This window comes from Cupriavidus necator N-1, from assembly GCF_000219215.1.
Taxonomy (GTDB): domain Bacteria; phylum Pseudomonadota; class Gammaproteobacteria; order Burkholderiales; family Burkholderiaceae; genus Cupriavidus; species Cupriavidus necator.
The window spans coordinates 284,336-310,042 of the sequence record NC_015724.1; the positions used below are offsets into that span (position 1 = coordinate 284,336).

The 25,707-nt window shown below is 62.3% G+C and carries 21 protein-coding genes, 1 tRNA gene and 1 pseudogene; 9 read left to right on the forward strand and 14 right to left on the reverse strand.

From position 1 onward, the window contains the following. Positions 1-45: 45 nt before the first annotated feature. Together CNE_RS37955 and CNE_RS37960 are read left to right on the forward strand one after the other, a co-directional pair. Positions 46-124: transfer RNA gene (locus tag CNE_RS37955), tRNA-Ile, on the forward strand. A 436-nt stretch (positions 125-560) separates the two neighbouring features. Next, positions 561-875, forward strand: coding sequence for an H-NS histone family protein (locus CNE_RS37960; RefSeq protein ID WP_013954362.1), 315 nt, complete (start codon positions 561-563; stop codon positions 873-875). A gap of 679 nt (positions 876-1,554) precedes the next feature. Here CNE_RS37960 and CNE_RS37965 read toward each other — a convergent pair. Genes CNE_RS37965 through CNE_RS43285 form a run of 4 tightly spaced genes read right to left on the reverse strand, consistent with a single transcriptional unit; the run spans position 1,555 to position 5,902 of the window. After that, the gene (locus tag CNE_RS37965) at positions 1,555-2,370 is read right to left on the reverse strand and encodes a tetratricopeptide repeat protein (RefSeq protein WP_013954363.1); all 816 of its coding nucleotides are present in this window, start codon (positions 2,368-2,370) and stop codon (positions 1,555-1,557) included. Next, positions 2,367-3,260: a non-homologous end joining protein Ku gene (ku, locus tag CNE_RS37970; RefSeq protein WP_013954364.1), complete on the reverse strand. Its 894-nt coding sequence runs from the start codon at positions 3,258-3,260 to the stop codon at positions 2,367-2,369. The genes CNE_RS37965 and ku overlap by 4 nt, the downstream gene beginning before the upstream one ends. A gap of 31 nt (positions 3,261-3,291) precedes the next feature. Then, a complete protein-coding gene (ligD, locus tag CNE_RS37975; RefSeq protein ID WP_013954365.1) occupies positions 3,292-5,814 on the reverse strand; it encodes a DNA ligase D in 2,523 nt (840 codons plus the stop codon). Then, positions 5,783-5,902 (reverse strand): DUF2188 domain-containing protein, encoded by a 120-nt coding sequence (locus tag CNE_RS43285; RefSeq protein WP_080569706.1) that lies wholly within the window; start codon positions 5,900-5,902, stop codon positions 5,783-5,785. Before CNE_RS43285 ends, ligD begins: the two co-directional genes overlap by 32 nt. 299 nt (positions 5,903-6,201) lie before the next feature. On the opposite strand from CNE_RS43285, the gene CNE_RS37980 reads away from it, so the two are divergent. Next, on the forward strand, positions 6,202-7,167 hold the full coding sequence (locus CNE_RS37980; RefSeq protein ID WP_013954366.1) for an SOS response-associated peptidase family protein: 966 nt from the start codon (positions 6,202-6,204) through the stop codon (positions 7,165-7,167). A gap of 69 nt (positions 7,168-7,236) precedes the next feature. Next, positions 7,237-7,683: a zinc-finger-containing protein gene (locus CNE_RS37985; RefSeq protein ID WP_013954367.1), complete on the forward strand. Its 447-nt coding sequence runs from the start codon at positions 7,237-7,239 to the stop codon at positions 7,681-7,683. Between the two features lie 20 nt (positions 7,684-7,703). Here the strand turns inward: CNE_RS37985 and CNE_RS37990 are convergent, their stop codons facing one another. From CNE_RS37990 to imuA, 3 genes are read right to left on the reverse strand one after another with little or no spacing between them, the layout of a single operon-like run. After that, on the reverse strand, positions 7,704-10,853 hold the full coding sequence (locus tag CNE_RS37990; protein WP_013954368.1) for an error-prone DNA polymerase: 3,150 nt from the start codon (positions 10,851-10,853) through the stop codon (positions 7,704-7,706). A gap of 5 nt (positions 10,854-10,858) precedes the next feature. Further along, positions 10,859-12,322 carry a Y-family DNA polymerase gene (locus tag CNE_RS37995; RefSeq protein WP_013954369.1) on the reverse strand — a complete coding sequence of 488 codons (1,464 nt, stop codon included), beginning with the start codon at positions 12,320-12,322 and terminating at the stop codon, positions 10,859-10,861. Continuing rightward, entirely contained in the window at positions 12,249-12,953 is a 705-nt protein-coding gene (gene imuA / locus CNE_RS38000; protein WP_013954370.1) for a translesion DNA synthesis-associated protein ImuA, read from the reverse strand. Before imuA ends, CNE_RS37995 begins: the two co-directional genes overlap by 74 nt. 462 nt (positions 12,954-13,415) lie before the next feature. Here imuA and CNE_RS38005 point away from each other — a divergent pair, with 462 nt between their 5' ends. The 5 genes and pseudogenes from CNE_RS38005 (at position 13,416) to CNE_RS38030 (ending at position 18,447) form a co-directional block, all read left to right on the forward strand. After that, positions 13,416-14,438, forward strand: coding sequence for an antitoxin Xre/MbcA/ParS toxin-binding domain-containing protein (locus tag CNE_RS38005; protein WP_269148761.1), 1,023 nt, complete (start codon positions 13,416-13,418; stop codon positions 14,436-14,438). 421 nt (positions 14,439-14,859) lie between these two features. Further along, a pseudogene (locus CNE_RS38010) lies at positions 14,860-15,464 on the forward strand (helix-turn-helix domain-containing protein); the annotation flags it as partial. Positions 15,465-15,793: 329 nt separating this feature from the next. Beyond that, positions 15,794-16,438 (forward strand): DUF6884 domain-containing protein, encoded by a 645-nt coding sequence (locus CNE_RS38015; protein WP_238553242.1) that lies wholly within the window; start codon positions 15,794-15,796, stop codon positions 16,436-16,438. Between the two features lie 411 nt (positions 16,439-16,849). Continuing rightward, entirely contained in the window at positions 16,850-17,800 is a 951-nt protein-coding gene (locus CNE_RS38025) for a tyrosine-type recombinase/integrase (RefSeq protein WP_049800775.1), read from the forward strand. A 197-nt stretch (positions 17,801-17,997) separates the two neighbouring features. After that, positions 17,998-18,447 (forward strand): HU family DNA-binding protein, encoded by a 450-nt coding sequence (locus tag CNE_RS38030; protein ID WP_013954375.1) that lies wholly within the window; start codon positions 17,998-18,000, stop codon positions 18,445-18,447. Between the two features lie 68 nt (positions 18,448-18,515). Here the strand turns inward: CNE_RS38030 and CNE_RS38035 are convergent, their stop codons facing one another. The 7 genes from CNE_RS38035 to CNE_RS38060 form a co-directional block, all read right to left on the reverse strand. Next, positions 18,516-20,282, reverse strand: coding sequence for an adenine nucleotide alpha hydrolase family protein (locus CNE_RS38035; protein ID WP_013954376.1), 1,767 nt, complete (start codon positions 20,280-20,282; stop codon positions 18,516-18,518). A gap of 72 nt (positions 20,283-20,354) precedes the next feature. Further along, a complete protein-coding gene (locus CNE_RS38040) occupies positions 20,355-20,552 on the reverse strand; it encodes a cell division protein ZapA (RefSeq protein WP_013954377.1) in 198 nt (65 codons plus the stop codon). 9 nt (positions 20,553-20,561) lie between these two features. Continuing rightward, a complete protein-coding gene (locus CNE_RS38045) occupies positions 20,562-20,837 on the reverse strand; it encodes a hypothetical protein (protein WP_013954378.1) in 276 nt (91 codons plus the stop codon). A 152-nt stretch (positions 20,838-20,989) separates the two neighbouring features. Next, a complete protein-coding gene (locus CNE_RS40555) occupies positions 20,990-21,172 on the reverse strand; it encodes a hypothetical protein (RefSeq protein WP_013954379.1) in 183 nt (60 codons plus the stop codon). A gap of 83 nt (positions 21,173-21,255) precedes the next feature. Then, positions 21,256-23,583 carry an AAA family ATPase gene (locus CNE_RS38050; protein WP_013954380.1) on the reverse strand — a complete coding sequence of 776 codons (2,328 nt, stop codon included), beginning with the start codon at positions 23,581-23,583 and terminating at the stop codon, positions 21,256-21,258. After that, entirely contained in the window at positions 23,571-24,089 is a 519-nt protein-coding gene (locus tag CNE_RS38055; protein ID WP_013954381.1) for a hypothetical protein, read from the reverse strand. Before CNE_RS38055 ends, CNE_RS38050 begins: the two co-directional genes overlap by 13 nt. 160 nt (positions 24,090-24,249) lie before the next feature. Continuing rightward, positions 24,250-25,671, reverse strand: coding sequence for a metallophosphoesterase family protein (locus CNE_RS38060; protein WP_013954382.1), 1,422 nt, complete (start codon positions 25,669-25,671; stop codon positions 24,250-24,252). Positions 25,672-25,707 lie beyond the last annotated feature (36 nt).

Genomic DNA, 25,707 nt, shown 5'->3' on the forward strand with positions numbered 1-25,707 from the left:
ACACCTGAGGCGTACGAACTTGGCGTCGGCTTTCCCCTTCCAATTGGGCCTCTAGCTCATGCTTCGTTAAAGCAGCGGACTCATAATCCGTTGCTGCCGTGTTCGCCTCACGGGAGGCCCACCATGCAACCATTGGCTTCCATCCGTCAGGTTTGTTTCTTTAGCCTGGACTAGACCGCGACCGGAGGTCTTGATGTGTCTTGGTAGCGACACTGCGCTTTCCTGACTGGTGCAATTCGCCCAGGCTATGTGGGAAGCCCAACCGCCGTCCGCTCAACGTATATGAAGCGTCGCTGTGATGGGAACTGATGCAAACGCGTACCCGTTTCTGCGATCCGCAGCCGACGTCATCGGATGCGGATGTCGCCCACCTTCACTTCAAGCCGACATCTATATGAAGTCCGCTTTGACGCTAACAGCGAAACCATACATTAATACAAACAGTCCACGCGATTTCAATCAGCTATCAGCTTGATTCGTAAGTCTTAGAGGATGAATACCTTGCAGATGGTCTTTGGAATGCGTATAAGTCAATTGTGACTGAACAATTGGAGGCAAAAATGGCAACGTATCAGGATTTGTTAGCGCAGAAGCAAGCGTTGGAAGCCAAAATCGAAGAGGCGCGTTCGACTGAGGTCGCGGGCGTCATCGAACAGATTCGCGAGCTGATGGTTCGGTATAGCCTGTCGCCGGAAGACGTGGCGCCGCGTCGTCGTCGGGGCCGGCCCGCAAGTACAGCGTCCGCGGCCACCGAGAAAGCACCGCTTCCGCCGAAGTACATGGATCCCAAAACCGGCAAAACCTGGTCGGGACGTGGCCGGACGCCGGCGTGGCTGGGCAAACGGCCCGAGCGTTTCCTTATCCAGCAGGAATGATCGATTGCACGCGCGTCGTCCCTTGAACGACGACGACTCAATCGACTCTCCACGAGACTGTACGCATCAATGCGACCGGGCAAGCGGCAGCCCGTCGATTGGCCATCTCGACGGCGGACCACGCAACACACGCAGTCAAATCGAACGAGGGACCTGGGAAAAGACGGCTCTCGACCGGTAGCAGAGAGCCGCAGAACGTCCATGAAGAAATCGGGCAACTGGTGAGTTGCCCGTGCCCAGTATCGTCCAGTCGCCTATCCTAGCCAATCGGCCCGTCCACAAAGGGGCGCTCCCGAAAAAAAGCCCGCGTCACCGGGGGCGGCGACGCGGACGGTAGCAGGACTGCCCAGGCATGATACGGCGCCGCAAAAAATTCTTAAGTCTGAATTAAGCCAAAATTAACACCCATTTTCCCCGAGAGAAGGCTCCCGCGGCACAACAGGAAAGTGGAGCCATCACTTTCAAGCACGAAAATGATCTACGCATCTCTTGCGCTACGTGCTCTATAAGTCATTTTGGAAGGCGCACCATTGGACGGGGTGGCCAGCCAGAAATGCCGCCCGAACGGCATCGCCGTAGCTCATGACGGCGCGGCACCAATGCCGCGGCTGGCCGCGCTCGATTGTCCGCTCTAGGAGGGCTGGTGACCGCTTGATCGAGCGGCCACCCACTTGTGGCTTTATGGACGGTCGAGCTTCCGGAATGCGTTGAAATGCCGCAGCGCATTCTGGAAGTGGCCCAACTCCTGATGCAAACGCGCTGCGTTGTAGTGGGCATCGGCATCATCAGGCGCAAGTTCGATGCATCGTTCATATGCCGCCAGAGCTGACTGCAGGGCGCCGACATCCTCGCGTGCAACCCCCAGGTTGAAATGCAACTGCGGCGCGTTCGGAAGCACTGACAATGCCCCTTCATAGAGCCTGATGGCTTCGTCGAAGCGTTCTTGGTCTGCCAACATGCACCCAAGGTTCAGGTAGGCGTTCAGCATTCCTGGCGAGATCTCTAAGGCGCGTCGGTACGCCGCTTCAGCCGCATCCGCGTCGACAGGTTCAAGTGCATAGCCTCGCGCAAAGGCTTCCTCGGCGGTCGCTTGGTTGGCACGCGTTCGCGTTAGATCAACGACTCGCACATCGGCTTCATCCGGTCCGAACTCGATCAGACGTTGGCCGCTCTCGACAAGCCACGCGCCGTGCCGGTCCCATGCCGATATTTTTCCGCTGCTTGCGGAGATTCGCAGCGCCGATAGATGCCGGTTCGGTGTGAGCCGTTCGAGACGACGCAGCGCCCGCAGAATCCGTGCCGGCGCAACGCTCGATCTGTGCAGGGATTCGGCGGTGCGAATCAGAACCACGTCCTGGAAAGAGAAGACGTACTGACCGCGTGGGCCTCGTGCAGGAGTTACCAGTCCGGCCGCCACCAGACTGGAGATCAGCCGGCGCGAAGCGCCCAGGCGCGTCTCCAAATCGCGCGTGGTCAACCCTTCGCCGTGGTTCATGCCGACTTTTTGGTGTTGCGTCGGATCGGGGTCGGCTCAGAAGGCGCTGTGCCCCGCTTACCGACTCTGCGGGAAGTTGACGGCTCGGCGGCCTTCGCTCTTCCCGCGGGCGCTCCCTTCTTGGACAGACTCGCGCGAAGTGCATCCATCAGATCGATGACCTGCCCGCCAGCGGTGACTTCAACCGGTTCGGGCGATACGATTTGCTTGCCGGCGATCTTCGCGTCGATGGCGGCGAGAATCCTGACTTTCTCCTCGTCCTTGTACTGGGCCGGATCGTATTGGCCTTCCGAGGCTTGCTCGATAAGCTGCATCGCCAACTTTAGCTCCGCATCTGAGACTGCCACTTCCTCGATATGCAGTTCGGCGATGTTGCGGACTTCATCTGCGAACAACAGTTGCTGGAACACCAGGCCGCCCTCGACCGGTCGGATCTGCACGATATGCGATTTGCCTTTCGAGGCCCACTTCGCAATGGCACAGCGACCGGTCTTCGACATGGCCTCGCGTAGAAGGCTGTACGGCTTACCGCCGCGCTTATCTGGAGCGATGAAGTACGCCTTGTCGTAATACAGAGGATCCACACTGTGCTCGGGAATGAACGCAACGATATCGACCATGTGGCTGGCGCTCTCTTCCAAGGCTTTGAGTTCATCGGGGGAGAACGTCACGAAGCGATCTTTCTCAAACTCGTAACCCTTCACCATGTCTGCACGCTCGACAACCTTTTGGGTCTGCTCGGAAACGTACTGTTGTTTCAGCCGCGCGCCGTCTTTGCTCAGTAAGTTGAAGCGCACGGCAGAACTTGTCTCGGTGGCGGTGTAGAGCTTGACGGGGATGGACACCAGGCCGAAAGACAGCGACAAAGATGCGAGGGATCGTGCAGGCATTGGATACTCCACAGTGCAGATGCGCCAGAATTCAGCTTAATCGTTCGATGGCGGCGGTCAAACTTTGGCGTGCCTCCCAGTAAGACTGCCAGGGATCCGCCACTTGGAAACTGAGGTATTCCCTGGCGTCGCGGATGGTCCACTGAGCGCCACTTTTCAGCTTGGTAAGCTGCTCCCAGGACACCGGCATGGAGACACCGAGTCCTGGCCGCGCTCGAGCCGAGAACGCGGCTGCGGTGGTTTGCGAGAAGCCGTTGCGCAGATAATCCACGAAAATCCGCCCCTTGCGGTTGGCCGCCCCAGAGCGGGCGGTGAAGCGCTGGGGCAGGGTGGCCGCCAAGTGCTTGACGGCGGCCCGCGAAAACGCCTTCACTTCGTCGTAGGAACGCTGCGGCGCCAGTGGCACGGCGACGTGCAGCCCCTTGCCGCCGCTCGTTTTCAACCAGGACTGCAGCCCCAGTTCATCCAGCAGCGTGCGCACCAGCATGGCGGCTTCGACCATCGTCTCCCATGCAATCCCTTCGCCAGGATCGAGGTCGAAAATGACTCGGTCGGGACACTCTATGTGGCGGGCCGTCGAATTCCACGTATGAAACTCAACCGCATTCATCTGGGCAGCGGCGACGATTGCTTCTGCCGAATCAGCGGTGAGTAATGCGGCATGGCCGGGCCAAAGGGATTGGGGTTGCTCGGTGAGGCCGGGCATCGCCGTTTCCGCGTGCTTCTGAAAGAACGTCGGCGCATCAATGCCATCCGGCGCGCGCACCAAGGATAGCGGCCGATCTTTGAGGTGGGGCAGCATCCGCTCCGCCACGCTCTCGTAGTAGCGAACCAGCTCGACCTTCGTGATACCTGTGGATTTGTCGATGACACGGTCCGGATTGGTGACCTTGATGGCGCTCACGCCGTGCGGCGTCACGGTAGTCTGGATAGCCTCTCGCCGGATCGACTTAGCGGGATGATCGGCGCGCAGGCCTTTGAACGAGGCTTGACGCACCTGGCCCTCAGGGGTCCACTCGGAAAACTCGACTTCTGCAACGAGGGTGGGTTTTACCCAACGCACAGCGGCTTCTCGACCTCCACCCCATCGCCGGCTGGAACGCGCCTCCGTCGAAAAGGGACTTCGCTCAATTTCCAAGGCGGCCAAGCGCCTCCTGAGCTCTGTCGCCGTCGCGCTGTCCCAGCCGGTTCCAACGCCGCCGACGTAACGGAGTTCCCCGTCCGCATACACGCCAAGCAATAGCTTGCCTACCTCGGCTACTGCACCACTGCGGTCCGAGAACCCGCCAATCACAAACTCCTGACGCAGTTTGCATTTGGCCTTCAGCCACGTCTGCGTGCGCGCGGAAACATAGGAGGCGTCCGCCCGCTTGAACATCAAGCCTTCGAGACCGAGCTGGCACGCCGCCAGGAAGATCTGCGCCGGGGGGGCATCGAAGGCCTCGCTAAAGCGCACGCGTTCGGAGCGATCTCCGACAAGCTCCCCCAGCTTAGCCCGACGCTGGGCCAGGGGCACGTTGCGCAAATCCCGGCCTTCCCAGAAGGGTAGATCGAAGGCGAAGAAGACGATTGCGTCGCTGCGATGCCCGTCGATGGCGTTCTGCAAGGCATTGAAATCTGGCATGCCATCGCGCAGCACGACGATCTCGCCGTCCAGCCAGCCTTCCGAGATGTCGAGCTTCTCGATCTCCGCGGCCAGCGAACGCAGCATCCGGGTCCAGTCATGCCCATTGCGGGTAAAGAGCGTCACCCGGGCGTCGGAGATCCTGGCCAGGATGCGATAGCCGTCGAACTTGGTTTCGATGACCCACCCGGTACCAGTCGGAAGTGCGGGTGCCGGGTTCGCAAGCTGTGGCCCGAGCTTAGCCGGCAAGGGGGCGAGCGGGGCGTCCGTGATGGCGGAATCGGAAGCCATTTCGGTTGAGCCCTGCGACGCCTGAGTCAGCGTACCCAGTGGCTTTGCGATGACGCTATCCGGCAAAGCTGCCAACACGTCGAACTCCGCCAGTGGTCGCGCCCAGGCATCTCGCTTCTTGAACAGGATCCACTGTTCTGATTGGTCACCGGGCTTGGCGATGCGTACCAGTTCCCAACGGCCTGCCAGCTTTTCTCCATACAGGTCGAAGAGCAACTTGCCTGCGGCCATACCTTCACGCGGATCGCCGATTGGCTCCCACGTGCCACGATCCCAGACGATCACCGAGCCGGCGCCATACTGTTTGGCCGGGATCTCTCCCTCAAAATTGGCATAGTCGAGCGGGTGGTCCTCCACATGGACCGCGATGCGCTTTTCGCTGGGATCGTAGCTAGGACCCTTGGGCACTGCCCAACTGAGCAGAACACCATCGAGTTCAAGCCGGAAGTCGTAGTGCAGCCGCCGTGCCCAATGCTTCTGGACCACGAAGCGTAACGGATTGGCCTTTTGGAGCCGCTGTCGTGTTCCCGCCGGCTCTGAAGTGACGCTGAAGTTGCGCTTCTTCTGATAGCGGTCGAGGTTGGGCAATCGCTCTGCAGTGCGAGCTCTAGCCTTTGACGTCCCTGGGGTCGTTGCCATAGGCGTTTCGCATCCGGATCGCTACTTCCCTTCCATGGACGATCAGCTCGGCCTGCTGTCTTTTTGCCAGCGTCGTCCCGGAGCTAATCGCTGCGTCCTAGCTGTCGAATGTGGGAGTGTCCTCTGCGCCACCTCCACTTCAACCTTCCGTTGGTCGCCGCTTGGCACCAGATGAACATTTGACATGTCGGCTCCTCGGGTTGCCATATTGCTGCAGTCTAGGCCGCTATCTCAATGCGATGTAGAAGGCAGCGTCTGACAGGTATGCTCGGAAGGCCTGCCGTGCAACCGGCGTGCTCACCCATTTTCAAGAAAGGGGGTGCCCCTGCAGGGTCAGGCCGGCGCCACTAGAATGGCTTCTTCAGCCACAACGCCACGGTGACAGCGATGTGCTATTCCGCGCAGATTCACGCCAGCTATCGAAAGTACGTTCGGGAATTCGGGGCCTCGGTCAGTTTTGAGCATTTTGTCGAGCTTTTCTGGGAGAAGCGCAGAGACGGCGGCTGGTCCAAACTGCCTAAGGCAATGCGTGCCGCATTCCTTTCCGCCGCCAGCGACAAGGAGCGCGCTGTCGCCGACCTTGTGGCGGCGGGTGACAAAGATCAGGCGAGAGCGTTGGAAACGGAGCTGTTCCAGCAGAAGACCCGGCTGACGGGCGCGGAGCGCGCATTGGCAGCCAAGCCGACGAAGAAGGCGGAGAACGATCAGCGCATCGCGACTGACAAGATCGCGAGGGCACAGCGCAATCTTGCCGACCTGCAGCGAGCCGATTTGATGGATCGGGACTCGCGTATTTTCCCGGGGCATTACGCGCCTGTGATGGTGGTGCAGGACGGCCAACGGGTTGTGATTCCGATGCGCTATCAGTGCAGGCTGCCGGGGTGGACGCCGGCGATGGAGCGCCAGAAACTTGGTTCATACAATGCAAGACGCGACAATTTGAAGAAGGCATGGCGACAGCTATACGGCTATAAACACGGCATCATGATCGTCAATGCTTTCTACGAAAATGTCGCACGGCATCGGATGGAGCAGCGAGAGCTGGCGCCTGGCGAGCCGGAAGAGAACGTAGTTTTGGAGTTCAGGCCCGAGCCGCGGCAGGACATGCTGGTGGCGTGTCTATGGTCGTTCAGCAAAGGAGGAGAGGGCGAGGCCGATCTCTATTCCTTCGCTGCCATCACCGACGAGCCGCCCGCTGAGGTGTCGGCCGCAGGGCATGATCGTTGTATCGTGCCAGTCAAGCCCGAGCATGTGGAAGCCTGGTTAAATCCCGACGCGAAGAACTTGGCCGCGCTCGATGCAATCCTGGACGACCGAAACCAGCCCTACTACGAGCACCAGCTGGCAGCGTAGGGAACGAAGGATCCCGATTCCATATCGTAGAATCTCGCACTTCCTGCACTGCGCAACTCAGGGTCATTGATGCGTGTTGGCCGACCGATACCTGCTCCTCCTCAGCCCCTCTGCGATTACTGCGGCGGGAAGGCGGTTCTTGCCCGCGTGGGAGAAGAGGCATACCCCTATTTGGAGGACCACGGGCCCGTGTGGATCTGCTCCCCGTGCCAGGCGTGGATCGGCGTGCGTGCGCGTAGCAAGCAACACACCCCGCTTGGAAGGTTGGCCGACGCGGCATTACGCGAAAAGAAGAGCCGACTGCACGATGCCCTCGAGCCTTTGGTCACTGCGAAGATGCGGCGCGACGGTGTCAACGCCTTTGAGGCGCGGGGCAAGGCAATGAAGTGGCTGATTGCATCGCTCCACATTCCAGTCGACAGCCCCAGCATCCATGCCCTTTCGCTTGATCAGTGCGAACAGGCAATCCAATTCATCGCCGAGTTCCAGGCCTCACGTGGGCGAGAGCCTTCCTGATGAGGGCAACGAGAATACCGTTAGCAAAAATTCCTGCTCGCGGTGTCCAGGGATCCAAGCATGGGCGACAAGTCGACAAAGCGTTGCGCGATCAGGTGTCGCACCTCGCCTTCGCATTGCCACTGGCCATAGACACCGAGCAGGGAGGCCGTCAATACCTCGCGTCGATACTTCTCCATCACGGACGGCCAGACGATGACGCTGACGGTGCCAGTCTCGTCCTCCAGCGACAAGAACACCACCCCGTTAGCCGTGCTCGGGCGCTGCCGTACGGTCACGATTCCGCAGGCACGGGCAATCTGCCGCGTCGCATAGGTGGCAAGCACATCGGCGGGCACAAAGCGCAACGCGGCAAGCTTGTGGCGGAGCAGGGCAAGCGGGTGGCGGTTCAGCGTGAGGCCGAGCGAGCGATAGTCGCTGACGATCTCCTCGCCTTCCGTTGGCTGTGGGAGTTCGGGTGTTGGCTCGTCCAGATCCGCGGGCCGCAGCAGATCCTTGTCAGGGACTGCTGCGGCCGCCTGCCACATCGCCTGACGCCGACTACCGGTAAGGCCAATCAACGCATTGCCAGCGGCCAGTACATTGGCATCGTGCCGGTCTAGCGACGCTCTGCGAGCGAGATCCTTAACGGAGGCGAAGGGCCGGAGTGCGCGTGTCGTTTCGATGCGTTCGGCCGCTTCGCGGCGCATGCCCCTCAGCTGCGAGAGGCCCAGGCGTACGGCCAGCACCGAGCCTTCGTGACTTTCCAGGCTGGCGTCCCAGCCACTCACTGTCACATCAACAGGAAGAACCGTGACGCCATGGCGCTTTGCGTCCTGCACCAGCTGGGATGGCGTGTAGAAGCCCATCGGCTGGCTATTCAGCATGGCGCAGAGGAAGGCGGCAGGCTCGTGGCACTTGAGCCAGGCACTCGCGTAGACGAGAAGTGCGAAACTTGCTGCATGGCTTTCCGGAAAGCCGTACTCGCCAAAGCCCTGGATCTGCCGGAAGATGCTCTCCGCGAACTCCGGATCGTAGCCGCGCTCGAGCATGCCCGTCACAATGCGTTCGTGGTATCGCTCCAAGCCACCTTTTCGCTTCCAGGCCGCCATGGCGCGACGCAGTTGATCCGCTTCCCCAGCTGAGAAGCCAGCCGCCAGCATGGCTACCTGCATCACCTGTTCCTGAAAGATTGGCACACCAAGTGTCCGGGACAGGGCTTGCTCCATCTCCGGACTCGGATAGCTGACCGGCTCCAACCCCTGCCGGCGGCGCAGGTAGGGATGCACCATGCCACCTTGAACCGGCCCGGGCCGAACGATGGCCACTTCGATGACGAGGTCGTAGAACGTACGTGGTTTCAAACGGGGCAGCATCGACATCTGGGCGCGGGATTCGATCTGGAACACACCGACCGTATCCGCTCGCGAGATCATCTCGTAGGTCTTCGGATCTTCCGCCGGGATGTCCTGCAGCTCAAAGGCTTCACCGCGTTGTTGCATCACCAGGTCCAAGGCGCGGCGAATTGCAGACAGCATGCCGAGCGCGAGGACGTCAACCTTTAGCAGCCCCAAGGTGTCAAGGTCGTCCTTGTCCCACTGAATCACGCTGCGATCGGCCATCGCCGCGTTTTCGATTGGCACCAGCCTGGAAAGCTTGCCACGGGCGAGCACGAATCCGCCCGTGTGCTGGGAAAGGTGGCGCGGGAAGCCCAGCAGCGACACGGCCATGTGTGCCCAGCGTTGGGACAATTCCGCATCCGGATCCAGGCCGCTTTCGCCAAAACGCTTGAGGAGGTCCGCTTTGCTGTCGAACCAATGGTGGGACTTGGCTACCAGGTCGACGATGGCAGGGTCAACACCTAATGCCTTGCCCGTGTCGCGCAGTGCGCTGCGAGGCCGGTAGGTGGTCACCGCGGCAGCCAGTGCCGCGCGGTCCCGCCCATACTTCCGATACAGGTACTGGATCACTTCCTCGCGGCGCTGGTGCTCGAAGTCGACGTCGATATCGGGCGGCTCGGCACGCTCTTTGGAGATGAACCGCTCGAACAGCAGGTTGCCGCGTGCCGGGTCAACTTCGGTGATGCCGAGACAGTAGCAGACGGCGGAATTGGCCGCGGACCCGCGGCCCTGGCAGAGGATGCCGTTGGAGCGGGCGAACCGAACGATATCGTAGACCGTCAGGAAATAGGGTTCGTACGCCATGTCACGGATCAGGGCAAGCTCGTGCTCGAGCTGCTGCTGGACGGCGAGCGGGATGCCGTCCGGATAGCGACGCTGCGCGCCGACATAGGCTTCTCCCCGCAGATAGTCGGACGGCGTGACGCCATCCGGCACCACTTCCTCGGGATACTCGTAACGGAGCTCGTCCAAAGAAAATTGACACAGGTTTGCAATGTGGACCGACTCCGTCAGGTAGCGGTGCGGGTAAATGTTGGCGAGCCGCAACCGGGAGCGCAGGTGCTGCTCGGCGTTAGGCAGGAGGTCATACCCACATTCGGGAACCGGGCGATGTACACGGATGGCGGTCAGCACGTCATGCATCGGCTTGCGCGAGCGGACGTGCATGGTGACGTTGCCGGTGGCGACGATGCGCAGGTGATGGCGCGCCGCGGCCGCTTCGACCGTGCCGCGGTGAATATCGTCCATCGGCTTGTAGAGCAGGCTCAATCCCATCCAAGCCCTGCCGGCAAAGGTCGCGCTCACCCATGCAGATTGCGCCTCCAGCTTCTCGGCCGCCACGCCATAGTCCGGCGTGAAAACGATCAAGCAATCTGGCAACCCCTTCAGATGCTCGGACGGCGCTTCGGGCGCTGTCAAGTCGCGTGGGGTCAGCACATAGAAACCCTTGGCGGCGCGCATGCGCGCGAGCGTGATCAGTTCGCACAAGTTGCCATAACCTTCGCGGTTACGGGCAAGCGCAAGGAATGAGAGCGCGGGAGAGCCGTCGGCGTTCTGCAACCGAAACCAGGCGCCGACTACCAGGCGAAGGCCGGCGTTCCTGGCCTCAGTGTGCGCGCGAACGATGCCCGCCAGCGAGCACTCGTCGGTGATGGCGAGCGCGTGGTAGCCCAACTGGGCGGCACGTTCAGCGAGCTCTTCCGGTCGTGAGGCGCCGGCGAGGAAGGAGAAGTTGGAGCGGCAGTGCAGCTCCGCGTAGGCGGGCAGACCTGCCGCGGCGTTGATGTCCATGGCTTTCAGCCAAAGAGGCCATGCAGATACCACCGAGCCGCGTCGCTTTCTCGGCTGCCCATGCGTTCCTGAAAGATCCAATAGCAGGTGTGGTCCTTCGCCTCCGCAACGAAATAGTCGCGGGTCACCAGCTGGCCTCCCCACCAGCCCGACTCGATGCGCTCGGGCGGTGAGACGATACGCAGTGGTGAGCCGTAGAAGGGGCGGTGGTCGCGTTCAATCAGCGGCATCGGCTTGCTGAGCAGCCAAACGGGACGTGGCAGGCCTGAGGGCAACGTTGCGCTGGGCGGCTTGTCAGTTGCCGGCTGCCAGCTGTTGGCGACTTCTGGGCGGTAGTCGGCACGCAAGCACGGTTGGCGCACGTGGTCGGCGCCCAGACGCGCGACCAGCAACTCAAGCAGGCGTGCATGGTCCGCCGGCGTGCCGCCCGGTTCTGGAAACAATGAATCGCTGGGGGGCGCCACCGGCTCGGTCTCGATGGCAGACACCGCGACGGCGATCATCGGCGCCTCGACAGTCAGCCGCGTCAGACGCTCTTTGAGCAGGCGAACCAAATGCTCTTCATGCCAGTTGGGCTCGGCCAGCGCAATCTCAATCTTCGTTGGCGCGATGGCAGCGCGGCCGCGCTCGTGGCAAAGTTCGACCGCAAACCGTTTGATGGCCAGGTGCCGGGCGGTTAGCCAGCCGACCATCTGTACCAGCAAGCCGCGAATGTAGGCAAGGGCGGACTCAGCGTTCTCGATCCTATCCGGAAGATCCACCGCAGCGTCAAACGATGGGGGAGCTTCGACCCATTCGAAGACTTCCGGTGCTTCCGCATGGGCGCGATCCAACGCCTCAAGGATGGCGGCGCCGCATCGGCGCTGCAGGCCTGCGCGCGGCAGCCGGCGCAGGTCTCCTAGCGTCCGACAGCCGAGTCCGTCCAGCCACTCATCAAACGGCCGCGCCGCCGGCAGGATCGCAACGGGCATGCCGACCAGCGCTCGCACCAATGTGGGCATACTTAGTGCCGTTCCGCCGCCAGAGCGCGCAAGCAGCCAAGCGCCTTCGGCAGTTGGTGCGCATCCCGCGACTGGATTAAACCCCATTGCCCTGACGGCCGCCAGCATCCGTTGCCGCAGCTTGCGGACGCCGCCGAATAGTCGCAGCGTGGTGCTGATGTCGACAAGCACCGCCGCCTCCTCGGAAGCAGTGACATTGGGCGAGAACTGCAGCATCGCCATCGTGACACGCTTGAGCGCCGCCAGTTCTGCGCAACCATCGCGGTCAAAGAGAATGGTCTGCGGTGCGATCGTCTGCACGCCTCCGCGGCGCATTGCCGGCTTCACGCCGGCCGCAATGGCCAGCGGCGACGCCATATGCACGCGCTCCCTGTCCAGGACAGCAACCGCCAGCTCAGTGGACCAGTTCGGCCGGAATACTTCGAGGGGCAGGGATGACAGGCGTAGGCAGATCCACAGGCGCAGCATGGCGATACAACAGAATGGGCGAGGGCTGCAGGGCTACGTTAAGCGGCGATTCCTGCTGCGGGCCTCGACGCTTAACGAACTGCACACGAATTCCGTCCGATGCAGGTTCCAATGTCAGGCGCAGCGGCGCCGGCGAGGCATCGTGTGCACAGGCCGTCGGACGAACAACGAAGAAAAGGACATCGGAGGCTTGTGCGGCAAGATGCAGACGCCGAAGCGCATCGTTACGCAGGTGCGACTGCCAAAAGACGAGCGCTCCGCAGGTCCCGGCGCGCAAGATCTGCTCCGCGGCCCACAGGGCGTCAGCCGTGTGCCGGGCTTCGACCCAGAGAATCTGCGCGGACGGGACGCCCCAGTTGGCGAGCGCCAACGCTTGAGGCGCGTGCGGTGGTGCCAGAAGCGCGACAGGGCGGTTCGAGCGCGCAACGAGAGCAGGGCGTAGCAAGCGCAACTCGCCGATACCCGGCTGGCGCTGCAGCAACTCCGTCAGGCAGCTGATCGGCCAGCCACCGCCCGGAAGCTCCTTGTCGAGCGACGGATACCCGGTCGGAACGGTGCGTGCGTTGCCCCGAGCAAGCTGCGAGGCAAGCCAAAGTGACGGATGGATGGTTTCGGGGGCGACGGATAGCATGGCGAACTCCTGCCAACAGTGTACTGTATATTTATACAGTGTTCACCTGCACCATCCATCACACGATCGACTCTCCTGCGGGAGCTCATTACAGCACTGCCGGGCGAACCGCATCACCTACATCACCTTTATAATCCGAGCGTTGCAGGCAAGCGCGGAACTGTAGAGGTCGCCGACAGGCGGCAGCCCGTTGCGGGTGGGATCCTCCAATCCGGGGCCTGCAACCGTTTTTTCGGTCGCGACGGCGGCAGAGACCGCACTTGGCCGGAGCGGGCGTAACTGGTCAAACGTTCAGCGGCCCTGAAGACCTGCCGGCAACAGAACTCGGCGGTGTGGAACCTTTAAGCCGCCTTGCTTTGGCGTTGAATAAGCGCGTCATGCCTTGGCAACGGAAACGTCATGCAGCAAGCCGTTGCAAAAAACGCAGCAGCGGGTTAGCATTTGCTTAACAACTAATCCGCGATGTCGGTGTGGCTTGACCACCTGGTGCGCGGGGGAAAAAGCCGGCGAAAGCCGGTTTTTTCGTTTCTGGAGTCGGGAATGGGAGGGCAAGGTGGCCGGACGCTCAGGACGCGCGTCTATGTCGACGGGTACAACTTCTACTATGGTTGCCTGAAAGGCAGTCGCTTCAAGTGGCTAAACCTGCACGCACTGTTCGAAAACCAAATTCTTCCTTCGATCCTTCATATGGGCCCGGGCGGATCGCCGGACCGGCATGAACTGCGCCCCGTCGCGGTGAAGTACTTTACCGCGACAATCGTGGAGACGGCGGCCAAGGGCCCGGATTCCGTGTCGTCGCAGGACGCCTACCATACCGCGCTCGAAAATTACTGCGCAGGCCGGCTTCAAATCATTAAAGGATACTTCTCCGTTTCCCAAGTCAGGGCGCCGAAGGTCGACCACGCTAACCCTGGCAAGTGGCCCCGGCACTGTGAGCGCGTAGACATCTGGAAGTTCGAGGAGAAGCAGAGCGATGTCCAACTCGCACTGCATGCCTACCATGATGCTCTAACAGGCGACGTGGATCAGGTCGTAATTGCCTCGAATGACACGGACCTGGCACCGGCACTGCAAATGATCCGCGACAACACGAATGTCGTCGTGGGACTGGTGAATCCCACTTGCGACCATCGACGCCCGCCCAACACGAGTCTCGTTCAGCTCAGTCATTGGACACGTGAACACATTTCCGAGCAAGAACTTGCTGCCGCGCAGTTGCCGCGGGTGGTGCCGCGCAAACGTGGCGTGAGTCTCAAGCCAACGTCCTGGTACGCGCGGCCTGACTTGCTAACCCCCGCTTTGACTTTGGCCACTAAGGTGCGAGGCAGTAAAGGGGCCGCGTTCAAATGGCTCAGCACCCCGAATGAGCATCTGGGGGGCGCGGTCCCTTTGGACCTTTTGGAGTCGGACGAGGGTGCCGCCGCGGTGATAACTTATATGGAAGACTGGATCGCCAAGCACCCGAAAAGCGGTGATATGGAATAACACATGACCGCACCCAATTGTCCGGAAGACCGAAAGAGCATTTGACAGACCATTTGCTCAGACGTGAAGTGGTCGCCCGCGACACGGGCAGTAAAGTGGCCGCGCCATCGGCGTGCCGCCCACTGATCGGGCCGGTCCGAGAGCTCCCACGGCCGACGTCGTTTCGACTTTTTGACAACTTGCCCCACGGGTTCGTAGCCACGGCCACACCACCGACAGAAAAACTAATAAACTCAATGGGCTAGACGAAGCGCTTCTGTTTGATGGTCATTTGATGACATGATTTAACATAATAATTATTATGCGAACAGTTGGTGTTGGCCGTTTTTTCTAATGTCGTACTTGGGTTAAGTTCAAATGTCGTACCCCGTCCCGGAGCGTGCCAAGCTGGCGGCCTCGCAAGCGAGCCAGGAGCGCGACCATGGGCCGACCCGACACGATCACCATGAGCATGCGCGAACTGGACCGCTGCAAGGTCATCCAGGCCGTTGTGCAGGACGGGCTGATGGTCTGGCGCGCCGCCGAGAAGCTCGGCATTTCCAAGCGCCAGGTCGAGCGGCTGGTGCAGCGGTACCGGCAGGATGGCCCCCAAGGCCTGGTCTCCCGTAAATGGGGACAGCCGGGCCACAACCAGTTGCAGGTCTGGAATCCCGTGTGCGTGGCCTGATCCGCGACAGCTATGCCGACTTCGGCCCGACCCTGGCCTGCGAGAAGCTGCGCGAGCGCCATGGCATCGAGATCTCGCCGGCGTGCGTGCGCCGGATCATGATCGACGCGGGGTTCTGGATGCCACGCAAGCTGCGTCCACCCAAGGTGCACCAGCCGAGGAATCGCCGGGCCTGCCTGGGCGAACTGGTGCAGATCGACGGCAGCGACCACGCCTGGTTCGAGGACCGGGCGCCGGCCTGCACGCTGCTGGTCTACGTCGACGACGCCACCAGCCGGCTGATGGCGTTGCGCTTCGCGCCGACGGAATCCGCTTTTGCGTATTTCGAGGCGACACGGGCTTACCTTGAGTGCCACGGCAACCATCGTCCGCCGAGGTAGCGCGCAACCTCATGCAGATTCCGGTGCAGGAACTCATTCTGCAGAGCAAGGGATCGGTGTCGGGCATAAGGTGGCGCTGTACCGAGAACGGGAAATCTAGTGCGCACAAGACTTGGTAACCAGGCTACTTGACTTTGCCGTGGCACCCGTAGAGTGAACGCATCCCATTGCCGACGATGCACATGCTCACCTGCCACTCACAGCTTTCCCTCTTCTCAAGCCCGTTAGGCCGCGAGTCTGCCACGACTGGCCCCGCGCTGCTCCTGCTCGCCTGTTCCGGCACGAAGCTAGACCGGCCGGCGCCGGCCATGGATCTCTACCAGGGCGTCATGTACGAATCCTACCGGGCACACGTCCGGCCCGAGGCCAGCCCGAATGTACTCATCCTGTCGGCACGTCACGGCTTCATCGATCCCCGCGACGTGATCGCCCCCTATGACCAGCGCATGACGACACAGCGCGCGGACGAGATTCTGGCCGATCTGCCAGCGTTCGCGGCATCAGCAGACTGGCCCACCCAGGTAGGCAAGGTGCTGCTGGCTGGCGGCAAGGAGTACCGTCGCGTCATGCGTGCCGCGCTTGTTCGCCAGTACGGCGCCCTGCCCCTCACCGTTCATGAAACGACCGGTGGCATTGGCACGCAGCGGTCCCAGCTCGGCACCTTCCTCGATGGCTTGCCGTCGGTGTTCCGCGACCAGATCGGCCAACATGCCAACGGCACACCGATCTATCGCTCGTATGGCTGGATCGAGGCGGGCTCCATCGCCACCCTGCTCTACCGGGCCGCCCCCGCTCTTCCCGCGCGCCAGGCACGCGTGCTCTCGGTTTTCAATGGGCCGAGCGGCCCCACCGCCGACGTCGAAGTCGAAGAGTTTGTGCGCGGCCGAGCGAAAATCTGCCCGCGTTGGGTCAGCGTCGCGGATCTCCATCCTTCCACAGAGGAGTCGGCATGAGTGATTTCGACAGACAGCTGCATCGTGAGGCCATTGATCTGTGCCAAACGGGGCCGGCCACGCCCGACAAACTCGTAGCGCTGGCCCATGCAGGGCTGAAGGCGTGGGCGAAGGTCGGCAACCTCCACTTCCCCCAGAAAAGCGGTATGCGCTGCTACAGGAAATCATGCGCTACTGCGCCTGGGAATGCTTGCTCGCGTGCTGCTTCGCGTCGGAGGACCGCTTGGAGCGGATCGCGGACATGCTGGATGCCTCCTACCCTCGCTACGCCTGCACCCGCGGCAGACTGGCCGCGCGCCGCAACCGCTATGGCCGACCGGGGTTCTGACCCCCTCACCTGGTATCCGCCGCGGAGCGGCGGCAGGGGTGTGGGATGGGGCAAATTCAGTATATAACTGCGGCATGACGCGAATGGATTCCCTCTGGCTTACTAACCCAACTCAGGCATACCGGGACTGGCAGGCTCGAGAAGCGGCCGGCGCTGACCGCCGTCCCTTCTCGGCGCGCTCGATCGTCCAGCATCAGGCGATGTTCGAGCATTTCCGCCGGCACCTGGTTGTGAGGGGCGCGACCATCGCCTCATTTGGCACCGCAGACGTCGACGCGTTCTGGCAGTCACCCGATGGCCGGAACTACTCTCAGGCCACCCGCACGCGGTATGTGATGCTGCTGGACCGGCTGTGCCGGCATCTGGTCTTCACCGGCGTACGGCTGGATAACCCTGCAGCCCCCCTGCTCTCCGCTGAGCGCTGGCCAGATCAGGAGCCAACGCCTCTGTTCCTCACCGCAGCTGAGGACGCGCGGTTGCAGGCCTACCTCCTATCGCCTCCGGACGATGTCGCCGGGCTACGCAGCCGCGCGATCGTCGCCGCATTCCTCGGTACGGGAATCACAGCGGGTGAGGCGCGTGCAGCGCGCTTGGCGGATCTGTGGCCGGACGCGACCCCGCCCTACCTGGTCGTGCGCGCACACGGACCGCGCGACGCGCGCACGGTGCACCTAGCCAGCTTCGCTGTACCGATCCTGCGCGCCTGGTCCGCCCGGCGCGCAACCCTCCCCCTCGACGGCGATTTGCTGTTCACGCTTACCCCAGATGGTCGACCGATCACCGACATGAGCCTCGGCCGCATCGTGGCCACCGCACTCGCAGAAATCGGGTTCTCGGGTGCTGAGCCAAGCCCGCGTACGTTGCGCAATACCTTTTGCCGCCGCCAGCTTTTGGCCGGTCACTCTTGCGATGAGGTCAGCCAAATGTTGGGGCTGGTCAGCAATCGAACCTGTGATCGGATCGCCGCTACCCTGATGCCAGAGGCCAAGCGCTGCGAGACGCTGCAGGCCGCCCCCGCCGAGGCCAACGAATAGGAAGATCATGGATATCACGATGGGCACCATGAAAGCGATTTATCGCCGCGCGATCGATCCCGAGCGGGCAGCCAGCGGCGCATTCAAAAATCGCGTCTCGCTCTTGCGCCCGCGGCGGTTTTTGCTATTCTTCGCCGGTGCGGCGCCACACCCTAATTCGCCGTCAGGCGCGCGCACTTTTCTAACCAGACACGACTATGGCCACGAAAGCAAAACCCGTAGCAAAGACCGCAACGAAGACCGCTGCAAAGAAGGCTGCCCCCGCAAAGAAGGACACGCCCGTGACGAAGGCCGCTCCCGCCAAAAAAGCTGCTTCGGCAGCCCCGGTCGCCAAGCCGTTGAAGGACACGTTCAACAAGTCGAGCCTGCTGGCCCACCTGATCGCCCAGACTGAGTTGGACAAGAAGACCGTTCAGACGGTGCTGGCCCACCTGGAAAACACCATCGTCAGCGCCATTCACAAGAAGGGCGCCGGCGAATTCACGTTCCCGGGCCTGTTCAAGGTGTCGGCTATTCAAGTCCCGGCCACGAAGAAGCGCTTCGGCAAGAACCCGTTCACAGGCCAGGACCAGTGGTTTGCGGCGAAGCCGGCCAGCGTGAAGGTGAAGGTTCGCGCGATGAAGAAGCTGAAGGATGCCGCGATGTAATCGCGCCGGTTCCCGCGAGCCAAAGAAAGGGCCCCGAAATCGCGATCTCGGGGCCTTTTGCATGGGCTCTAGAAGAGGGATTGCTGCGGCGTAGCAGCTTGCCGCCAAGCCAACTGACTGGTCGCTGGCAGGTCCTCGAAGGGCACCGCCCGCGAACGCAATGCGCCCACATCGTACTCAAGGGTGAGCCCGAGGCGATCCTTGTAGGCGGTGCGCCGCGCGATCTCGTCGTGCTCGCCCCGCTGCGCATGGGAAAGCGTCAGGCACCCATACTGCGCGTACCAGCGGTAGCCCGCAGTAACTTGGCCGGGCGCCAGGCCTGCATCATGAACGTCCAGCAACCGATCCACCTCGAACTCGGAGATCAGCAGCGCCGACTCCGGATCGACTGAAAATTGCTGCGCGGTGGGCAATGCCCAAAGCTCGCGGCCTCCAGTTGTGACCTGCAGCTTTGGGCCGCAGGGGGAATCTGCGGTGAAGCTTTCAAGGTACGGATTGCGCAGGCCGGTCCAATCCGAAGGCGCAGCCGTGTCGTCCCATTCCGCTCCCACGTGCAAGAAGCGCGCCGTCGGGACCGCGGTCTGGGCGACCTGGGACACATCGGGAATGTCATACCTGACACCCCGCTGGTGAATGTCCCGCCAGTCCGCCCATGCTGCAAAGGGTCTGCCGAGGCCATTCAGTGACTGCAGCGCGTCGACTGCGATCAGCATGTCTAGGGGCAGGAGTTCGAACTTCGGTCGTTCCCCTGCCTGCTCGGCCCGGCATTGCTCATCATAGTCCAGCTGCAACATGTACCGCACTAGTTCGCGAACCATCCGTGGATGGTACGTGTCCGGCTGGATCTTGATGTAGCCGCCGCTGATGGTGCGGCCCACCCAATGACGTCGACTCCAATCAAAGCGGGTGTTTCGGATGAATCGGTTTAGCCTCTGCAGGCCGGCCGCATAGGCATAGCGTTCGTCGTACTCGACCATACTAGCGAGGCTCTTGTCCTCCGCCATCTGGCAAACATGGCAGCCTAGCCGCGCCCCGCATTTGCGGGGTCGACTCGAACCGGCGCCATCGAGAATGGCGTCAGCCACCACGGCGCACGATGTGCCGGCAGCATGCGCATAGATGCGCCGCATGTCCTCGAAGTCGGAGTAACACGGGCGCGCGGACCCCCCGTAGAGCGCGATACCTTCCCAGATATCGTCGTCGCTCCAGTCACAGACCGGACTAAGAACGAATTCACTATCCTGATTGCGCACAGGCACATTGGCCGAGTCGCCGCGCTGGCGCATCGAAGCGCTGCGACGTGCACTCTCTGCATAGCGAGTGCCAAGCAACGTAACCGGCTCCGCGCGGCCCTGCCCGGCCAACGACCGGAAGAGCTGTCGGCGGAAGGTGCGTTGTGGTGCAATTTTTAGGTCGGTCGAGCAATCGCCGTGCGTGCCCGGGAAGCTGGGCAACGCCCTGCCGGAGAAAATTTTCACCTGGAATGTCAAGGCCATCGACGGCTGCACGACGCGCGTAATAACATCGAAGCCATGCTGCTTGCCGAACCTGCGCATCCGTACGAGCTCTTGGCGGTAATGATGCGCTACTTCAGGGGACTCCACCAGGGTGTCCCCTGTTGTCGCGACGACCAGTGGCTTGCCGCCCGCAGCATGGTAGAGCGCCGCGGCGTGCAGTGCCAGTGCGGCGACCATGCTGCTGTCCTTGCCGCCGCTATAAGCGAGGACCAACGGGTGGCCAGCCTCCAGGATGGCAAGGGCGGCGCGAATGGCCTGGTCTGCTTTGTCCTCGATTGGATCGAAGGCGCCCTGCGGAAAGAGAGAAATGGTTTGCATGTGTGACCCCTTCGGAGCGGGGCCACAGCCCACAGGGGCTGGGCCCCTATGGGTTGTAGAGTGGTGGATGTGCTACAGATCGGCGAGATAGGCGATTGCACAGCCGCCTTCCGCGCCGCCCAGGCGTTTGCCCTCGCGGCAGGCGGAAAAATCAACCACCTTGCGTTCGATCTCGTTGGCCAACTGGCGTAAGTGCTGCGCGGCTTCGGCCGGACCGGCAGTCCCCTGAAACGTGCGGCCACCAATATCAATGTCAACAATGAGGTTCATAACCTGTCCTCACGCGTCAACCGCTTTCGGCACCAGCTTGCGCAGGGCCTTCTGGTTGGTGTCGATGTAGGTTTGCATGCCGTCCAGCTCTACGGCCAGCTCATGGCCGAAGCACGCAGCATCGGGCGAGACCTCAACCCGCTGGGCTGACTCGAATGCCGCCAGCACTTTGGTCCGGTCGACGTCGGCGCCCATCCAGCCGAATACTTTGAAAAACGTGTGCACCTTCTTACCGCGAGGCAGCAACTTGGCGGCGTGCTCCGCCGAAATCATGATCTTTGACATGGCTTGAAATGTGGAGGCTTGCGAGCGAGAGCCGGCAAGCGATTGGTAGGAAGAATGCTTATGCGTCTGTAAAGGTCGCCACTGCCCGCGCGCCTGATCGCGAGTCGAACCGCTCAGACTTGCCAGGCTCGTTCCGGTTTCGGTTCATGGCTTTACCTTGCGGCGACGATGTCCAGCACAAGATCGGCGATGTCCGAGACGCTTTCGCCGGTCGCATCCCATTTGGCCAACTCGGCCGCGTTCGTCTCGACGTATATGTAGGCTGCGGCGGGCACCTTGCGGAATTCGCGCAGCGCGTCGAGTTCGGCCTTCACAGCCATTGGAATATGGTTCATGACTGAGCTCAGATTTGGTGGTCAGGAAAAGGAACGGCCAGCCCCTTGCGGGGCCGACAGTGAATTGAAAAGGACGGCGATGACTACGGCGCTACAGCCAGCGAGGCCACGTCAATGGCGCCATCGGCTTCATCGACCAGGTCGGGGGTATGCGATATGAAAAACTCCCGCACATACCGGCCCTGACGCAGCACCTCGCGCTTCATGCGCATGAACGCACGCTTGCGCTCTGGATCGAGCGGCCCGTCCGCCTCGTCGGTGAACAGCGTCTGAAACGACTGCCCGGAGTCCTGCGCCCGGTAGAGCGCAATCCCCCGCGTCAAGCACTCGTTGATCCAGATTTTCTGTCCCCCGGACATGACAGCGAAGTTCTTCGCGCTGTCACTCTCGGCGTCGTGCACCTCGATCTCGAACCCCTCGCGCTTGTCGCCGTTGGCCAGCGTCGTCTGTGTCTGGATCGCGATGGTGAATCGCGGCCCGTAGCAGGCGAGCAGCAGGTCATTGACGATGCGCGTGAGCGCCGGGCCGGCGTCATCGATGGACAACGCGATTACGCCATCGTTGCCCAACGCCTTCGCCAGCAGCTTCCATTGCGCGATTTCGTCGGAGAGCCGATCAGCCTTTCCCTGTACTGCAGGCAGACTGGACAGCACAGTCTCGACGCGCTCGCACTCGGTTGTCAGGCTGGTTTGCTGACGGATCAATGCTTCGATCCGCGCATCCAGCGCTACCACCGCCTCGCGGCTTTGGCGCAGACGAACGTCCATGGCGGCCAGCAGCCCGGTGACGTCTTCCGTCGCCAGCCCCGACAGCTCACGCTGCACGAGTGACAACTGCGAAGCGGCTTCGGCAAGATCCCGGTCGTGCCGAGCCGTGCTGGCAGCAGCCTCGCCCGTCAGGGCGGCAAGATCGCGCTCGGCTTGCGCCAGCCCTTCCTGCGCTACGTCCAGCATGGGCTTCTTTGCCGCAAGAGCAGTCAGCCGTTGCAATTCCTGCTGATCGCGGGCCAGGGCCGACTGCATGGCTGCCAGCGCGGCACGTTGGGCAGGCAGGAGGGCCACAGCTTCCGCCATTGGCTTCATCGCTTGCACCTTCGCCTGGTAGCTCGTCCGCAAGTCCTGCACAAGAATGACCTGTTCGGCCAACTTCCCCTTGGCGTCACGAGCTTGCGCGAGTAGCGGGCAGGTAGCGTGCATCGGATCGGCCCGGCATGGCACCGTTTCGATCACGTCGGCCTGGCCCTTGAGCGAGGTGGCAAACAGCGCCGCTGACTTGCCACGGGCTTCCAACCCCTGCAACTCGGTGGACAGTGCAGCGTGCTGCGTATGCTGCGCCTCCAGCCGGCCGACGGCCTGCTGTTGCGTGGCAAACTCGCCCTGCTTCTGGCCAATGGCCATCTGCAACACGTCACGCTGCTCGGCGGCCGCGAGAATCGCCGGCCCTTCGGCCAGCACCAGCTTGCGGCTGGCGATCAATTGCTCCAGCTCCCGGCGCCGCGTGGCGCTGCGGGCGGCCAGAGCACGCTGGTCAGCTTCCAACTGCCGCCGGCGCGCTCCCAGTTCCGTTTCCCGTTGCCTGAGTTCGCGCAGACGCGCCTCGGTCGCCGCGCTTGCACTTTGCTTGGCCGCCAGCGTCGCGCGCTCCTGGAGGAGCTTCGCGCCATCGGCAGTTTGCCCGTCCCGGTCACGCCGGGCCACAGCCAGGGCCGCGTCGGTCTGATCGATTTCCCGGCCCAACCGAGCGGCCCGCTCGCGCTGGGCGGACAAGCCTACCAATTCGCGCTGCAAAGCGTCCAGATGCCTCACCAACCCCTTCGACACCTCGCCAGCCTTTGCCGACAGGTCTCGCAGGTGGTCGATGCCAAGCAGCTCGGCCAGCAGCTTCTTGATCTCGCTGGCCTGGTAGCTGGCGATCGGGCGCCGGTTCTGCGCCGAAAACACGCTGGTGAAGAAGGCTTCGGGGGATCCCATCACCGCCTCGATGCAGCGGTTGTAGGTATCGGCCTTGCCATCCGACAGCGTGCCGTCGGGTAGCTGCAGCGGTACCCAGTCGCCGTTTGCACCCCTCTCGAACAGGTAATACTCGGCCTTACGGCTCTTGCCCGGGTTGCGGAACGCGAACGCCGATCGGTACTGCTTGCCGGCGTGCTCCCATTCCAGATCCTTCTCGCCACGGGTGCCACAGAGGTGATCCCAGTAGGAGAAGGCGTCCGCGGACATTTTCGAGGCGTGGCTGGGCATGATCGGATACGGATGGAGGTTATCCATCAGCGTCGTCTTGCCGGCACCATTGGGGCCGACCAGTGCGATCAGGCCGGGCGGCAGAGTAGTCAGGTCCAACGTCACGCTGTCACGGCGCATGCCATCGCGCACGCCATGAAAGCCCGCAAGGGTCAGCTTCAATGGGCGCATTCGGATACCTCCACGCCAGTCATCGAGGCCAGGTAGTCGCCGGGCAGTTCCATCACATCGCCGTCATAGGAGGGCATGTCAGGGACAATTGCCGGCTCGTCCCGCTCGGGCAGCCCGGCCAGCGCGCGCTCCAGGGAGCGCACGACGGCCGCGAACTGCTGGCGGGCGAGCGCGATCACGTCAGGCCATGCAGTGCAGCCTGACAGCGCCTTGAGTTCCAGCGCGCTCCACTGACTGGCATAGCCATGGGAGAACGACCAGAGCAGGTTCTGCATTTCCAGCGAGGGCGTGACCTCATACCAGTGCTGGTCATCGGCGGCGTGCACCGCGAGGACCAGCAGATGATCGCGCTGCGCAATCACCGCGCCGCGCCCAGTTCCGAACGGCTGGAACTGGGTACTGCGGGTGAAGCCGTGCGCATCCGCCAGGCGCGCGGCCAGTGTGGGCGCGGCCAGTGCGGTTTGAAACGTATGGGCCCAGTCGGGGCCGGCAGGGTAAAGCATCATGGTGCACTCCAAGGTGGACGGAGTGCGTTCCCGGACGGGATGCACCCGTCAGGGGTCAAAGGGATGAAACAACTTTCGATGCGTCCGAGGGACGCGGGTGAAACCTTGTTTCGACAGCCCCACAGGGCTCTCGGAACATGGCTTTGGCCAGGTTCAAGGGTTAGGCGGCAGCTTCCGCAAACAGGTCGTCGGTGAGCCAGTCCATCGCCGGTGGCGGTGCGCTCGGCTTCACGATGACAGGCGCGGGGGCCTCGACTGGCGCCGGCGTTGCCTCTATCACGAACTCCGGTGACATCGACGGCGCGGCGAGCGCCGCGACTTCTGAAGTACCCTCGCGATCCAGCTGCTGCAGTAGCTGGTCCGCGATGGCCTGCGGCTCGGCGTGCTCCAGCATCGAAAGACGATCCAACAACGGGTTGGTGTCGACGTGCGTCAACTCGCCCCATCGCGTGATCTTCTCCGACAAACTGGTGGCGCGGCTGATGCCCTCGGCACGGCTGCGCACGGCGGGCAGGACCCGGCCTTCCAGCTTCACCTCGGCCGCCTTGGCAAACAAAACGCCGATGGCGTCTCGATCGACGGCCTGACGGTGTTCTTCGTCGACCACCCAGCGGATGCGAACGAACTTGTCGGTCGCACTCGCGGCGACACGGGCCAGCTCGTCCATGTCAGGCGGGGAGTTGAAGTCGATGCACAGCGTCTCGCGGGCGGGCGTCACAACCGGGGTTGTTTCAGCCAGTCCCGGAGCGACGCGCCATTGCAGGTAGGTCTTGTCGCCAATCTCGCCGTAGTGGAAGCGTCCGATCGAGCCCGGATACGCCACCAACCGACCCTCGCGGTCCCATTGCTGGGCGCGGTGGATATGGCCGAGCATGAAGCCGTCGCAATGCGCGTCGAACAGCGCCCCAATGGTGAATTCGTGATCGAATCCGGCCATCGGCACGCCATGCTCGGTCTGGCAGCCGTTGACGGTGCCATGCGAAATACCCATGGTGCGGATGCCCCGTGCGCGAAACGATCGATTCACGGTGCCAGCCGCGTGCAGGTAGGCGGACAGATGGTCGCCGACTGCGGTTGCAGCCTCCGTTGCCCCTACTGCCGCCGCGAGCATCGCCTTGTTGACGGTGGGCACGCAAGTGAAAATCACCTCCGGCGATTCGTCAGCCAGCAACGCCTCGATCTCGACTGGCGTGAACAGCGCGCCCGATGATGCGATGAACACCCCGTCGCGCAGCGCCACCTGGTGGATGCGGTCAGCGATGTAGACCGGAAAGCGACTGCCAACGAGGCGAAACAGATCCAGTGTGCCGGGCGGCTCGTGACTGAACGTGCCTTGCAGCATCACCACGGGCATGTGCCCGGAAAGCTGGCGGATACGCTCGGCCAGCACACGCAGCGCCGGGGTATGGGCGTCCAGGCGATGATCGGTCGAGTCGCCCGAAACGATGCCTACCCGGCTGCCTACGGCGATCGCGTGCTCGACGGCAAAGCCGAAACAGCGATCCGCTTCAGCCAGATGGCCGGTCGAATAGTGCAAATCAGAAAAGTGAGCCAGCAGCAGGCTCTCAGCTGCCTTGAGCATGATGTGAATCTCCAATGGGATGTGCGCCAGAAGCGG

Excerpts from the sequence above, each read along its gene's own strand:
- CNE_RS37960 (WP_013954362.1), top strand. The coding sequence starts at position 561 with ATGGCAACGTATCAGGATTTGTTAGCGCAGAAGCAAGCGTTGGAAGCC.
- CNE_RS37965 (WP_013954363.1), bottom strand. The coding sequence starts at position 2,370 with ATGAACCACGGCGAAGGGTTGACCACGCGCGATTTGGAGACGCGCCTG.
- ku (WP_013954364.1), bottom strand. The coding sequence starts at position 3,260 with ATGCCTGCACGATCCCTCGCATCTTTGTCGCTGTCTTTCGGCCTGGTG.
- ligD (WP_013954365.1), bottom strand. The coding sequence starts at position 5,814 with ATGGCAACGACCCCAGGGACGTCAAAGGCTAGAGCTCGCACTGCAGAG.
- CNE_RS37980 (WP_013954366.1), top strand. The coding sequence starts at position 6,202 with ATGTGCTATTCCGCGCAGATTCACGCCAGCTATCGAAAGTACGTTCGG.
- CNE_RS37985 (WP_013954367.1), top strand. The coding sequence starts at position 7,237 with ATGCGTGTTGGCCGACCGATACCTGCTCCTCCTCAGCCCCTCTGCGAT.
- CNE_RS37990 (WP_013954368.1), bottom strand. The coding sequence starts at position 10,853 with ATGGACATCAACGCCGCGGCAGGTCTGCCCGCCTACGCGGAGCTGCAC.
- CNE_RS37995 (WP_013954369.1), bottom strand. The coding sequence starts at position 12,322 with ATGCTGCGCCTGTGGATCTGCCTACGCCTGTCATCCCTGCCCCTCGAA.
- imuA (WP_013954370.1), bottom strand. The coding sequence starts at position 12,953 with ATGCTATCCGTCGCCCCCGAAACCATCCATCCGTCACTTTGGCTTGCC.
- CNE_RS38005 (WP_269148761.1), top strand. The coding sequence starts at position 13,416 with ATGTCGGTGTGGCTTGACCACCTGGTGCGCGGGGGAAAAAGCCGGCGA.
- CNE_RS38015 (WP_238553242.1), top strand. The coding sequence starts at position 15,794 with ATGGATCTCTACCAGGGCGTCATGTACGAATCCTACCGGGCACACGTC.
- CNE_RS38025 (WP_049800775.1), top strand. The coding sequence starts at position 16,850 with ATGGATTCCCTCTGGCTTACTAACCCAACTCAGGCATACCGGGACTGG.
- CNE_RS38030 (WP_013954375.1), top strand. The coding sequence starts at position 17,998 with ATGGCCACGAAAGCAAAACCCGTAGCAAAGACCGCAACGAAGACCGCT.
- CNE_RS38035 (WP_013954376.1), bottom strand. The coding sequence starts at position 20,282 with ATGCAAACCATTTCTCTCTTTCCGCAGGGCGCCTTCGATCCAATCGAG.
- CNE_RS38040 (WP_013954377.1), bottom strand. The coding sequence starts at position 20,552 with ATGAACCTCATTGTTGACATTGATATTGGTGGCCGCACGTTTCAGGGG.
- CNE_RS38045 (WP_013954378.1), bottom strand. The coding sequence starts at position 20,837 with ATGTCAAAGATCATGATTTCGGCGGAGCACGCCGCCAAGTTGCTGCCT.
- CNE_RS40555 (WP_013954379.1), bottom strand. The coding sequence starts at position 21,172 with ATGAACCATATTCCAATGGCTGTGAAGGCCGAACTCGACGCGCTGCGC.
- CNE_RS38050 (WP_013954380.1), bottom strand. The coding sequence starts at position 23,583 with ATGCGCCCATTGAAGCTGACCCTTGCGGGCTTTCATGGCGTGCGCGAT.
- CNE_RS38055 (WP_013954381.1), bottom strand. The coding sequence starts at position 24,089 with ATGATGCTTTACCCTGCCGGCCCCGACTGGGCCCATACGTTTCAAACC.
- CNE_RS38060 (WP_013954382.1), bottom strand. The coding sequence starts at position 25,671 with ATGCTCAAGGCAGCTGAGAGCCTGCTGCTGGCTCACTTTTCTGATTTG.